Here is a 12,342-nt window from a genome sequence, read left to right on the forward strand (position 1 = left end):
TGGGACCCCGGCGGGCGGCGGTGTCACCGGCTGATGCCCGCCTCGGCCAGCACCCTGGCCCGGTCGACCTTGCCGGTGACGCCCAACGGGAGGTCGGCGTGCAGGCGGATCTCGGACGGGACCATGTAGTCGGGCAGGGTCCGCAGGAGGGAGCCGCGCAGCGCGGAGCGGAAGACGACCGGGTCGTCGCGGTCGGCCGGGTCCAGCGGGACGACGTCCGCGACGAGCCGGTCGCCGCCGTCGGCACGCTGTTCGACACCGACGATGGCGCTGCGGACACCTTCGACGGCCTGGAGGGCCGCCTCGACCTCCTCCAGCTCGATACGGAATCCGCGGAGCTTGACCTGCCGGTCGGCGCGGCCGAGGAACAGCAGCTCCGGGCCCTGAACGGTGACCAGGTCACCGGTGCGGTAGTAGGTGCCCTCCCGGCCGGGGAGGGAGACGAACCGCTCGCCGGTCAGGTCGGGCCGGCCGAGGTAGCCCTCGGCGACGCAGGGGCCACCCAGGTAGAGCTCTCCCGATTCGCCGTCGCCGGCTTCCTGGCCGGCCGTGTCCAGGACGACGGAGACGTGGCCGGGAAGACAGTGCCCGATCGGGACCCGATCGCCCTGCCAGCCCTGGCCGATCCAGAACAGGGTGGCGGTGACGACGGTCTCGGTGGGGCCGTACGTGTTGCAGACGGGGACCGACCCGAGGGGGCCGTTGGCCCAGTGGCGGACCACCGCGGGGTTGGCCGCCTCCCCGCCGAAGATGATCCCGCGCAGCGAACCGAGGCAGTCGACGTCGTCCTGCGACAGCTCCTCGCCGAAGAAGGCCTCGAAGTAGGCGGTGGTGCAGGAGATGTACGTGACCCGGTGGGCGCGCACGCGTTCGAAGAGCTGGCGGCCGGTCCACAGCGCCGCGCCGCGCAGGAGCACCGTCGAGCCGCCTGCCAGGGGAGCCCACATCTCCTCGACGGCCGCGTCGAAGCTGGGTGACGCGAAGGACAGCAGGATGTCCTCGGCGGTCATGCCGTAGCCCTCCAGGGCGCCGAGGAGGTGGACGGCGAGCCCGTGGTGGCCGACGGCGACGCCCTTGGGCCGGCCGGTGGAGCCGGAGGTGTAGATGAGGTAGGCGCGGTCGTCGGCCGTGGCGCGGTGCGGGCGGATCCGCTCGACCCGGTCGTCGTCCTTGTCGGTGGCGGCGGGAACCGTGACCCGTTCGGTGCGCAGACCGGTCGCGGTGGTGCCTTCCGCGGTGGCGAGGACGACGCGCGCGCCGGTGTCGTCGAGGACGTACCGGAGACGCTCCTCGGGCAGCCGCGGGTCGATCGGCACCCAGGAGGCACCGACGAGCCAGGCGCCGAGGGCGGCGGCCGTGAACGCGGGGTTGCCGGGGCCCACCAGGGCGACGGTGTCCCCGCGGGAGCAGCCGTGCGCCAGGAGCCGCTCCGCGGCCTCGTGGGCCGAGTCCCACAACAGGCCGTAGGAGATCTGGTCCTGGCCGCAGAGTACGGCCGTCTTGTCGGGGTGGCGGCGGACGTGGGACTCGATCAGGTCGATGATCGTGCCGCCGGCGGGGGCCGTGGAGGCGGCCTCGGCTGTGGACGGGCGGGGGGCGGTCATGTCGTCGCTCCGCGGTCGTGGGTGAGGTGGGCGGCCAAGGCCCGGATGGTGGGGTTGCGGAAGAACTCGACCACCGGGACGCGTGTTCCGGTGCGCTCCGCGACGGTGTTCAGGAGGCGCAGGACGTCGAAGGAGTTGCCGCCGAGCAGGAAGAACGACTCGTCGGCGCTGGAGGGTTCGTTGCCGAGCAGCTGGGTCCAGACGTCCCGGACCAGGGCCTCGGCCGGGCTCGGTGTCCAGCCCTCGGCCGGCTTGTCGACGCCGGCCTCGGCGAACTCGCCGAGGGAGAAGCGGTGCAGCAGCGTCTTGCGGTCGACCTTGCCGTTGTCGGTCAGCGGCATGACGTCCAGAGCCAGAATGTGCCGCGGGACCATGTACGGGGGCAGTTCGGCCCGGAGAGCGTCGCGCAGCGCCCGCGCGTCGACGTCGTCGCCGGGCCCCGGCAGGACGAACAGGCACAGGGCCGCCCCTTCACCCGTGCCGTGCACCGCGCCGGCGGCGGCCCTGACGGACGGCAGCTTCTCGGCAGCGACCTCCAGCTCGCCGAGTTCGATGCGGTGTCCGCGCAGTTTGACCTGGGAATCGCGGCGGCCGAGGAACACCAGGGTGCCGTCCTCCGCGAGGACGGCCAGGTCGCCGGTGCGGTAGACGCGGCCGGTGCCGTCCGGGGCGGGCATGAAGGCCGCTGTGGTGCGCTCGGGGTCGTGGAGGTAGCCCTCTGCCGGGCAGACGCCGCCGAAGTACAGCTCGCCCACGGCCCCCGGCGGCACCGGACGGCCGGCCGGGTCGAGGAGGTGGGTGTCGACGCCGGGAAGGGTGTGCCCGATCGGCACGTGGGAGGGCCGGTCGGGGTCGGGACCGCCGGTCAGCACGTGGGCGGTGACGGCGTGCGTCTCGGTGGGCCCGTAGAGGTTGACCAGGGTGAGGCGCTCGTGATGGTCGAGTAGCCGTTGGGAGCGGCCGTCCAGGTGGAGCTGCTCGCCGGAGACACAGATGTGCCGCACGCTCGCGAGCGAGTGCCCGCCGTCGCGGACGGCGTCGGCGAACGCGCCGAGGACGGCGACCGGCAGATAGACGTGGGTCAGCTGCTCCTGCTCGGTCAGCGCGGCGACCCCGGCGAGGTCGCGCCGGTCGACGGGGCCGAGCCCGTGGACCGTGCCGCCGGCCGCCAGGGTCGGGAAGATCTCCTGGTAGGAGACGTCGAACCCGAGCGGAGCGAACTGGAGGAAGCGGGTCAGGGGACCCATCTGCAGGGCGTCGATCTGCCAGTGCAGCAGATTGACCAGGGCCGGCTGGCCCATCAGCACGCCCTTGGGGCGGCCGGTGGAGCCGGAGGTGAACATGACGTAGACAGGGTCGGTCCCGTCCGCGGCATCCGGTGCCTCGGCCCCGGCGCCCGTGGTCCCGAGCTCGGCGACGGTCGTCCGCTCGGGCCCGTCGGACACCACCTCCCGGGAGCCGATGACGAGCGAGCACCGCGAATGGCTGATCATGTAGGCCAGCCGGTCCGCGGGCAGGGTGGTGTCGACGGGGAGGTACGCGGCCCCGCACCACAGGACCGCCAGCATCGCCACGACGGTGTCCGCGAGGCTCTCGGGGACGACGGCGACGACGTCCCCGCGCCGCACCCCGCGCCGGTGCAGGCCGGCGGCCGCGCGTGCGGTGCGCTCCAGCAGCTGCGTGTACGTGAGGCCGGTGCCGTGCGGATCGGTGACCGCGAGCCGCTCGGGGTGCCGGTGGGCGGCCTCCCGGACCAGCCCGACCAGTCCGCCCGGGCCTTCGGTACGCCCCTCGGCCGCACGGCGGAACCCGGGCACCGTGCGGGTGGCCAGGCCGGCGGTCAACCGCGGCAGCGGGGTGCGCGGGTCCGTGCCCGCCCGGAACAGCACCTGCCGGTATTCGGCGAGGAACCGCTCGGCGTAAGCGGCGGGGAAGACGTCCTTGTCGTACTCGACCTCGATCAGCAGTCCGTCCTCGACCGGGGTGGCGCCGAGCCAGAAGTCGAAGCGGGCGGCCTGCTGCGACACGAACTGCACCGTGCCCCGCAACCCGCCGGCGAACTCCCACCGGGTGCGGAGCTCGTCCTGCATGGCGAACATGCACTGGAACAGCGGGTTGCGGTTGGTGCTTCGCTCGGGCTCGGCCTGCGCCACCAGGGCGTCGAAGGGCACTGCCTGGAAGCGCTTCGCCTCACGCACCACCTTGGTGACGGCCGCCACGTGCTCGTCGAACGGCACGTCGCGGGCCGGCAGGACGAGCGGCAAGGTGTTGACGAAGTACCCGGCGAGGTCGTGCGAGGCGATGGTGCGACGGGTGGAGAACGGGCTGCCGACGACGACCTGTTCCTGGCCCGCGTACTCGCCCAGCAGAGCCGCGTAGCAGGCGAGCAGCACGGCGAAGGGAGTGGTGGCAAGCTCGCGTGCGGTGCGCTCGACGAGCGCCCGCTCCTCGGCGCCGAGCAGCAGGTTCAGGTCCGCGCCGGCGAAGTCCGTGTTCACCGGTCGGGTGGGCAGCGGGTAGAGGGTGGTCGGCGGTACGTGGTCCAGCCCGGCGGCGAGCCGCTTGACCTCGCCGGCCTCGATGGCGGCATCGGTCGCCCGTACCTGGGCGGCGAGTTCGGCAGCGAGCAGGCGTTCGCGCTCGGCGGGGTCCGCGCCGGCCGCACCGGGCGCGCCGGTGGCGAGGCGGTAGCCCTCGGACAGTTCGTCGAGCAGGGCGGCCATGGAGACGCCGTCGCTGACGGAGTGGTGGACGTTGCACAGCAGGGCGCTGCGGCCCGGTGCGGTGAGCAGCTTGAAGCGGCACAGCGGTGCCGTCCGCAGGTCGACCGCGAGGCGGGCGAAGGCGGCGCTCGCCTCGTCCAGCAGGTGTTGCCATTCGGCGCCGGTGGCCGCGCTGGTGCTCACCTCCAGCGGGACGGAGCCGGCCTGCGTGATGCGGGCGCGGGCCTCGCCGCCGTCGAGGGCGAACTCGGTGCGCAGGGTGGGCTGGAGGTCCAGCAGTCGGCGCAGGGCGGCGCGCAGCGCGTCCGCGTCCGCCTCGCCGTCGAACGTGATGCGGAAGCTGATGTTGTAGAGGTCCTTGCGCTCCATGGCCTCCTGGATGAACAGCAGGCCGCGTTGGGAGGCGGTGACGGGGATCTTGCTCATGTGCCGCTCCGTTCAGTTCCAGGACGCGACGAAGGCCACGAGGTCCGCGACCGTGACGACGTCGGCGAGCTGGTACGGGTCGATCTCCTGGGTGGGGTCGACGGCGAGGTCGCCGAGGATGCGGAGCAGCAGGAGGGAGTCGATGCCGAGGGCAGCGAGCTCGGTGTCGGGAGTCAGCGGCTGCTCGCCGAGGCGCCGGGTGATCGCGGCGTGCACTCGGTCGCTGACGGCCGGCAGGGCCGCGTGGCCGGCGGGGTGGAGGAGGGGCTGCGGCGTGGAGGAGCCGGTCATGGTCAAGGGCCTTCCTTGGTGCGGGTGTTGGAGGGAGCGGTGGTGCAGGTCCCGGACGGCGGCGTGGGGACCGCCCTGGGCTGTCGGCCGGCCGGGACGGCCGGGTCGTCGGTCGGCAGGCAGGCGCGACGGTCAGCTCGCGGCGAGCACGGGTTCGTCGTCGAGGTGCTCGGCGGCCACATCCACGGCGGCGGCCACCAGAGCGTCCAGTGCGCTGTTGGGAGTCCTGGTCCGCCGTCGGACGACCTGGGTCCACGTCTCGAACGGCGGCGCCCAGTCGACGGCGGCCAGGGTCCCTTCGGCGAGCTCCCGTTTCACGGAGACGAGGGGGATGAACGCCATGCCGATGCCCAGGGCGACGCTGCGCTTGGCCGCGTCGATCGAGTCGAGGTCGAACACGCGGGCGCGGTCCGCACCGTCGCGCAGCCCGAGGGTCTGCTCGAACTGGAGTTGGTAGCCGGCCCGGGTATCGGCACGGATGATCGGCGTGGCGCGCAGCACGTCCATGGCGACCGGGCCGCGTGCCGCGTGCCAACCCGGGCTGCTCACCAGCACCATGGGCTCGGGGCACAGGACCTGCGTCTCCAGTCCCTCGTGCTCCTGGGGGGAGCCGACGACGAAGGCGCAGTCCAGGCGGCCCTCCCGGACGGCCGCCACGGCGTCCGGGCCGGCGCCCGCGTGCAGGGCGACCTGGACGTCGGGATAGCGGCGGTAGAGATACTCGACCATCGGCAGCAACCGGTAGCTGGTCAGGCTCTCCACCGTGCCGACGTCGACCCGGCCGTGCGGCCTGCCGTCGGCGACGATGGCCTGCCGGGCCCGGCCGGTGAGTGAGATGATCTCGCGAGCGTAGGGGAGGAGCTGACTGCCGGCGGCGGTGGGTCTCACTCCGCTCGGCAGGCGCTCGAGGAGCGTGGTCCCGAGCCCCTGCTCCAGCGACTTGACCCGGCTGGTGACCGTCGGCTGGGACAGGTTCAGCCGGGCGGCCGCTCTGGTGAAGCTTCCGATATCGACCACGGCCACGAAGGCGTGGAGTTGAGGAGTGTCCACAGTCCGAATCTCCTCTGCAGAACTGGACTGCTGTGCGGAGCTCCATGCTGTGGCGGTGGCCTATCGGTCCCCTACTGGTCCGGTACCGGCCGGGAGATCACCGGGAGGAGCGGGGTGGTGCGGGATCGATAGCCGTTGAGTGGCGGAGGTCCATACCTTCCTGAACAGCCGGCAACCCGGCACGTTCCGCATCACACACGGGGAGACTCACCATGCGTACCGCCCGCCTCACGACCTTCATCGCCCCCTTCCTGCTCACGGCCACGGCCGCGGTCGCAGCCGTCGAGGGATCCGTCGTCGGTGGTGCCGCCGCCACCGTCACCGAGGTACGGGCGACCGCGACCGACGACACCCCGTGGCCGCGCCTCTCCCTCCGCCCCGCCGCGGTGGCCTCGGACGGGGACACCCCGTGGCCGCGTCTTTCCTCGAGCCCTGCCGCGGTGGCCTCGGACGGGGACACCCCGTGGCCCGTCGGCGGGGGTCAGTGACGTAGCGGGGTCCGGCCGTGCGGCTCGAATCCGATGTCGGCCGACAGGCCCGAGTGGTCCGCCTCCAGCTGCGCCAGCTCGAGGCGGACCGCTGCTGCGCCCACCCGGTCCATCGTCCGTGCGCGGATCGCGACCACCTCGCGCAGCAGCCGCTGTGCTTCGGCAGAGCGCCCGAGCCGGGCGTTGACCGATCCCAGCCGGTGCAGGATCCGCGACTCGCCGGCGATGTCACCGCGTGAGCGCACCTGGTCGAGGACGCCGCGCAGCAACTGTTCGGCCTCCGGATACCGTTCGCGGCGCTGCATGAGGTCGCTCATCACGAACCTCACCTGCCCCTCCATGCGCGTGTTGCGGGTGTGGCGGCAGATGTCCATCGCCTGGTCGAGCAGTTCCTCGGCGTCGTCGAGGCGGCCCTGGTCGAGGGCGAGCCGGGCCAGGTGGGCGAGGGTGTTGGTCTGTCCCACGTGGTCGCCGACCGCCTGGAAGTCCGCCACCGCCTGCCGGTGCAGCACGAGGGCGGACCGTTCGTCGCCCTGGCGCTGGGACAGCATGGCCAGGTTGCGACGGACCAGCGCGAGGCCCAGGGTGTCGCCCAGTGCCTCGAACGCGTCCTGGGCCGGTTCCAGGGCGCCGCGTGCAGGGGTCAGTTGGGAACGGGTGAGGTACAGCGAGCTCATCGAGAGCATGACGGCCGCCCGGCCCCGGAGCAGCCCCGTCTCGGAGGCTGCCGCGAGGGCCTTCTCGTGTGTGCGCTGCCAGTCGTCGAAATAGCAGCGGGACTCGAACATCGTCACCAAGGTGACGGCCAGGTCCCAGCACGCCTCCGCCCGTCCGGTCTCCGCCGCCAGGTCCACGACGTGGCAGAGGTTGGCCCGTTCGGTCTCCAGCCAGGCCAGCGGGTCCCGCAGCAGCTGGTCCACCTGTGCCTCGGGCAGCTGCCAGCGTGGTGCGTCGCCGTGCAGGATGGTGAAGTCGCCTCCGTACAGTCGCCGGTGGGCTTCGTCCGCCAGGGCCAGCCAGCCGCCGACGAGCCGCGTCAGGGCGTCCTCGGCCCCGTCGTCGGCCGCGTGCCGCTCCCGTTCCTCGCGGGCGAAGAGACGGACCAGGGAGTGCAGCCGGTAGTGGGGCTCGCCGGGGAGGGCGGTGCTGTCGACCTCCAGCATCTGCGCGTCCACCAGCGATTCCAGCAGGTCTCCGGCGTGAAACAGGTCCGTGTCCAGCAGTGCCGCCGCCACCCAGGTGGGGAGCGAGCCGCAGTCCTCGAGGCTGAGCAGCCGTAACAGCCGGCGGCCGGTCCCGGTCAGCCCGTCGTAGGTGAGGGCGATGCTGGAGCGGATGGCCAGCTCGCCGTGGGACAGCTCGTCCAGCCGGTGTCTCTCGTCGGAGAGCCGGTCGCGCATCCACATCAGCGACCAGTTGGGGCGTGCGGCCAGCCGGGCGGCGACGATGCGCAGGGCCAGGGGAAGCCGCCCGACCATCCGGACCAGGTCCGCGGCCACCTCCGGCTCCGCGGCCACGCGGGCCGGGCCGATGACCGCGGCCAGCATGTCGATCGCCTCCTGCTGGCTGCACACGTCCACGTACAGGAACCGGGCACCGGGCAGCCCGGTGATCCCGGACTGTCCGGTGACGATGACGGAGGACGCGCCGTGGCCGGGCAGCAGGAGGCGGACCTGCTGGGTCGCGGAGGCGTTGTCGAGCACGATCAGCATGCGCTTTCCCGCGAGCAGGCTGCGGTACATCTCGGCCCGCTCGTCTATCGGTCCGGGTATCTGCGCGCCCGGGATGCCCAGGGCGCGCAGGAACCGGCCCAGCGCGTCGAGCGCGGTCGCCGACGAGGGCTCGGTGCCGGCCAGGTCGCAGTAGAGCTGCCCGTCGGGGAAGTCCCGGACCAGCCGGTGCCCCAGGTGAACGGCGATCGTGCTCTTGCCCACGCCGGAGGGCCCGGACAGCACCGCCACGGGCGTGGGCCGCCCGTCCCCGCCGGCCAGCAGCAGCTCCTGGGCCGCCTCGACGATCTGGGTGCGGCCGGAGAAGTCTGCGTTGTCGAGGGGGAGTTGGAAGGGCGCGCCGCTGCCGGGCCGGGTCGGCGGCAGGGCGGGCCCGGAGACTGCGGCCGGGGCGGGGGAGGGTGCCTCGGCCACGGAGGCGACGTCCTGCTCGGTGCCGGGCAGGCGCAGGTCCGGGTCGCCCGCCAGGATCGCCGACTCCAGCTCCCGCAGATGGTCTCCCGGCTCGATGCCCAGCTGCTCGACGAGGATGGTGCGCCCCTCCCGGAAGACCTCCAGGGCCTCGGCCTGCCGGCCCGACCGGTACAGGGCCAGCATCAGCCGGCCGCGCAGTGCCTCCCGCAGCGGGTAGGCGGCCACCAGGGAGGAGAGTTCGGGGACGATCTGTACGTGCCGGCCGAGGCGCAGCTCCATGTCGGCGTACGTCTCCAGGTTGATCAGCCGGTACTCGTCGAGCTGCGCGGCCATGGACTGGAGCTTGTCACTGCGGCTCCCGCTGAGCGCGGGGCCGCGCCACAGGTCGGCCGCGCGCCGGGTGAGCGCGGCTGCCTCTTGCAGGCGACCGGCCTGTGCGGCGTCGTGGGCTTCCTTCCGGTACCGGGCGAAGAGCGCCGCGTCGAGCCGGTCGCCCGAGACCTCCAGGACGTACCCGGGTTCCCTGGTGACCAGCCGCGCGCCTTCCCCGATCACGGCGAGACTGGTCCGCAGGGCGGATATGCAGGTCTGTACCTGCGTACGGGCGGTTACCGGGGGCTCTTCGCCCCAGATCGCGTCGATGAGGCTTTCCGTACTGACCACCCGGTTGGCCTCGAGGAGAAGGGCTCCGAGCACCACTTGCTGCCGCCCGCGGGGAATGCGACACTCCTCGCCCGACGCTCCCGTTACCTCCAGCGGTCCGAGGACGCGGTAAATGGGTTTGTCGGCCGTCGTCGGCATATCGGTGTGGCTCCGTCTTCTCCCGAGCACCAGGACCAAATGCCAAATTAGCATGTGTGCACTGGTCAGTTGGGTGCCTGTGGCTCCATGGATCACGTCTCTTTCCTCGCGCCTCCCCGAGCCTCCTCATCAGCGGATACCGGTGCGACGTACGTGCGGCAGGAGGAAATCAGGCCACATTTCGAAAGGTTGAAGATGGCCGCGAAATCCACCGCCGGGCAGGTGTCTTCCGGACATCGGCGAATGCCCGTAACCACCATCCTTTCGGCCGAACCCCAGAGGTCCTCGATCACATAGGTGAAGCGCCGGCTCTCTTCCGCTGCCGTCACCGCCGCGCGTCCGAAAGCCGCCGTCCCGTCAGGCCCTCGGAGGGTGACGTCCTCGTCGAGGAGCGAGGCGAACGCGTCGTAGTCGCGGGCGTTGAGATAGGCGTAGCTAAGGTACACGTGCTCGACGGACACCCTTTTCGGCCATGGCTCCGACGGGTTCATCTGCCCCTCCCCGACGGTCTCAGCGGGTCCCGGCGAGCTGCGTCGCCAGGACCCGGCGGTCCGCCTTGCCGTTCGCGGAGACCGGTATCGCGTCGAGGACATGGACCTCGTCGGGGATCATGTAGGGCTGGAGCGACTGCGAGCAGAACGCGATCAGACGGTCGTCGTCCGGCGAGTCGGCCCTGTCCTGCGCCACGACGCAAGCCACGAGCCGGGGTTCGTCCGCCGCACGCTCGACCAGGAGGACCACGGCCTCGGCGACCTGGGGATGCTCCCGGAGCCGTCGTTCGATCTCGCCGAGTTCGACGCGGTTGCCGCGGATCTGCACCTGGGAGTCCACGCGTCCACAGAAGTACAGCTCGCCGTGCGGCCCCCGGTACGCCAAGTCACCGGTACGCAGGACGAGTTGGCCCGAACGCGGCTCGGCCGGGTCGGGCACCCGCGCGGCGGCCGACGCGGCCGGATCGTCCCAGTAGGCGGTGAACAGGGCAGGGGTCCGCAGGTGGATCTCGCCCAGTGCGCCGGGCTCGTCGATCAGCCGGCCGGACTCGTCGACCAGGAGCATCTCGGCGCCCGGGTGGGCGTAGCCGATGGACAGCTTCTCCAGGTCCGCGGGCAGCGGCCGCGGCACGTCGGTGAAGGAACAGGCCATCGACTCGGTCGCGCCGTAGCAGTTGATCAGCCGGGCCTGCGGCAGCAGCCGTTGGAGCTCGCGCAGCTCGGGAAGTGGGAAGTCCTCCCCGCAGAACAGCACGCCGCGGATCCCGGTGAGGCCGGCCAGCCGTTCGGGCAGGTGCCGCAGGGTCTGCCGCCAGATCGACGGCACGCCGTTGACCTGGGTGGCGCCGGTGTCGGCGAGGACCCGAAGGAAGCGGCTGGGCCAGCGCAGCAGGTCGCGCGGCACGGGTACCACGGCGGCGCCGCTGCCCAGGGCGAGGCCGATGTCGAGGAGCGAGAAGTCGAACTGGAGGGGCGAGGTGGTCGCGACCCGGTCCTGGGGGCCCACGATGCCCTGCGACAGCATGCCCCGGTAGAACGAGACGACCGCCCGGTGGCTCATCACCACGCCTTTGGGGCGTCCGGTGCTGCCGGAGGTGAAGATCATGTACGCGGTGTCGGTCGGGCAGAGTTCTGTCCTGCGGCGAGTCCGCGCCCGCGGCTGCCGCTCCACGCGCAGACGGCCGGACCCGAACCGGGCCGTCCCCGCCTGTCGCGGAAGGTGCTCCCGCGTTCCGTCCTCGGTCTGGATGTGCATGGCGGCCCCGGTGGCCTCCATGACGGTCCGCAGCCGCTCGTCGGGGGTCTCCGGGCTGACCGGTACGAACGGCAGGCCCGCCATCGAGCAGGCGAGGAACAGGGCGACGGCGTGGGCCGAGGTGTGGGACTCGAGGACGACGCGGTCCCCGATGTCGAGGCCGAGGGCGTCGAGGTCGGCGGCGTACGCCCGGGCGAGGTCGCGGAGTTCGCCGTATGTCGTGGTCCGCACGGTGTCATTGGCGACGAACTCGGTGACAGCCGGGCTGTCGGGGGCCGTGTCCGCCGCGGACAGCAGGAAGGAGTGCAGCAATGCGGGTCGGCCGGCGAGGGGACCTGCGGTGGTCCGGGTGGACGGTGACGTGGTCACGGGGTGGGTCTCCTGGGTGTGTGGTGGATGCTCCTCTGGACGACAAGCCGCTGGAGCATGGCCGGTTCTGGGTGATGCGGTCTGCTGGTGTGCCGGTCGGAGCGCGGTGGATCTCGCGGCCGAAGAACCGGTCGAGGTGGTGGCGGCCGGTGCGGCGCATGGTCGCTGTCAGAGGGACGGGAACTCCGCGGGCGGGAGCCGGTGTGCCTGGCCGTCCAGCAGGACCATCGGCGTGTCCGGGGTGCAGTCGGCGTACTCGGCGGTGCCGATCAGCAGGGTGTGGTCGATTGCCTCGACGGTGTCGCGGAGCCGGCAGACGACGGTGGCCGCGCAGCCGTCGAGCACCGGGACGCCGTCCGACCAGGAGTGGGCGACCCCGTCGAAGCGCCGGGCCGGGTCGCCGGTGGCGAAGCGCTGGGCGAGGGCCCGCTGCTCCCAGGACAGGGTGTTGACCGCGAAGGCGCCGCGGTCGCGGATCTCGCGGAGCGTCCGGCTCTCGCTGCGCAGCGACACGAGGATGCTCGCCGGGGAGAGCGAGAGCGACAGGACGGCGTTGGCCGTGCACCCGGCGGGTCCGGTGTCCGTGGCCGTGGTGATCACCGTCACGAAGGTCGGGAAGCGTCCCATGACGCGCCGGAAGGTCCCCTGGTCCAGCAGGGATGCGGTGTGAAGGGTGGTCTCGATGGTCATGGTGGGTGCC

The 12,342-nt window shown here is 72.3% G+C and carries 9 protein-coding genes; 1 reads left to right on the top strand and 8 read right to left on the bottom strand.

What is annotated here, in order from left to right:
* Nucleotides 1-23 precede the first annotated feature (23 nt).
* From ACIQMR_RS13680 to ACIQMR_RS13695, 4 genes are all read right to left on the bottom strand, one after another.
* Nucleotides 24-1,604 carry an amino acid adenylation domain-containing protein gene (locus tag ACIQMR_RS13680; RefSeq protein WP_401385585.1) on the bottom strand — a complete coding sequence of 527 codons (1,581 nt, stop codon included), beginning with the start codon at nucleotides 1,602-1,604 and terminating at the stop codon, nucleotides 24-26.
* Nucleotides 1,601-4,753, bottom strand: coding sequence for an amino acid adenylation domain-containing protein (locus ACIQMR_RS13685; RefSeq protein WP_401385586.1), 3,153 nt, complete (start codon nucleotides 4,751-4,753; stop codon nucleotides 1,601-1,603). The genes ACIQMR_RS13680 and ACIQMR_RS13685 overlap by 4 nt, the downstream gene beginning before the upstream one ends.
* 12 nt (nucleotides 4,754-4,765) lie before the next feature.
* Nucleotides 4,766-5,044, bottom strand: a complete 279-nt coding sequence (locus ACIQMR_RS13690; RefSeq protein WP_401385587.1) for a phosphopantetheine-binding protein — start codon at nucleotides 5,042-5,044, stop codon at nucleotides 4,766-4,768.
* 132 nt (nucleotides 5,045-5,176) lie between these two features.
* A complete protein-coding gene (locus ACIQMR_RS13695; protein ID WP_401385588.1) occupies nucleotides 5,177-6,094 on the bottom strand; it encodes a LysR family transcriptional regulator in 918 nt (305 codons plus the stop codon).
* A 212-nt stretch (nucleotides 6,095-6,306) separates the two neighbouring features.
* On the opposite strand from ACIQMR_RS13695, the gene ACIQMR_RS13700 reads away from it, so the two are divergent.
* Nucleotides 6,307-6,582 carry a hypothetical protein gene (locus ACIQMR_RS13700; protein ID WP_401385589.1) on the top strand — a complete coding sequence of 92 codons (276 nt, stop codon included), beginning with the start codon at nucleotides 6,307-6,309 and terminating at the stop codon, nucleotides 6,580-6,582.
* Here the strand turns inward: ACIQMR_RS13700 and ACIQMR_RS13705 are convergent.
* From ACIQMR_RS13705 to ACIQMR_RS13720, 4 genes are all read right to left on the bottom strand, one after another.
* Entirely contained in the window at nucleotides 6,576-9,422 is a 2,847-nt protein-coding gene (locus ACIQMR_RS13705; RefSeq protein WP_401385590.1) for an AfsR/SARP family transcriptional regulator, read from the bottom strand. The two genes, ACIQMR_RS13700 and ACIQMR_RS13705, sit on opposite strands and share 7 nt — an antisense overlap.
* Nucleotides 9,423-9,619: 197 nt before the next feature.
* Nucleotides 9,620-10,018 (bottom strand): nuclear transport factor 2 family protein, encoded by a 399-nt coding sequence (locus ACIQMR_RS13710; RefSeq protein WP_401385591.1) that lies wholly within the window; start codon nucleotides 10,016-10,018, stop codon nucleotides 9,620-9,622.
* A 19-nt stretch (nucleotides 10,019-10,037) separates the two neighbouring features.
* A complete protein-coding gene (locus tag ACIQMR_RS13715) occupies nucleotides 10,038-11,642 on the bottom strand; it encodes an AMP-binding protein (RefSeq protein ID WP_401385592.1) in 1,605 nt (534 codons plus the stop codon).
* A 168-nt stretch (nucleotides 11,643-11,810) separates the two neighbouring features.
* The gene (locus tag ACIQMR_RS13720) at nucleotides 11,811-12,332 is read right to left on the bottom strand and encodes a flavin reductase family protein (RefSeq protein ID WP_401385593.1); all 522 of its coding nucleotides are present in this window, start codon (nucleotides 12,330-12,332) and stop codon (nucleotides 11,811-11,813) included.
* Between the last annotated feature and the right edge of the window lie 10 nt (nucleotides 12,333-12,342).

Origin of the sequence: Streptomyces sp. NPDC091376, assembly GCF_044757085.1 — a bacterium.
GTDB classification, from domain to species: Bacteria; Actinomycetota; Actinomycetes; order Streptomycetales; family Streptomycetaceae; genus Streptomyces; species Streptomyces pratisoli.

What these genes read in the sequence shown, in the direction of transcription:
- ACIQMR_RS13700 (WP_401385589.1), top strand. Translation starts at nt 6,307, where the DNA reads ATGCGTACCGCCCGCCTCACGACCTTCATCGCCCCCTTCCTGCTCACG.
- ACIQMR_RS13685 (WP_401385586.1), bottom strand. Translation starts at nt 4,753, where the DNA reads ATGAGCAAGATCCCCGTCACCGCCTCCCAACGCGGCCTGCTGTTCATC.
- ACIQMR_RS13720 (WP_401385593.1), bottom strand. Translation starts at nt 12,332, where the DNA reads ATGACCATCGAGACCACCCTTCACACCGCATCCCTGCTGGACCAGGGG.
- ACIQMR_RS13680 (WP_401385585.1), bottom strand. Translation starts at nt 1,604, where the DNA reads ATGACCGCCCCCCGCCCGTCCACAGCCGAGGCCGCCTCCACGGCCCCC.
- ACIQMR_RS13690 (WP_401385587.1), bottom strand. Translation starts at nt 5,044, where the DNA reads ATGACCGGCTCCTCCACGCCGCAGCCCCTCCTCCACCCCGCCGGCCAC.
- ACIQMR_RS13710 (WP_401385591.1), bottom strand. Translation starts at nt 10,018, where the DNA reads ATGAACCCGTCGGAGCCATGGCCGAAAAGGGTGTCCGTCGAGCACGTG.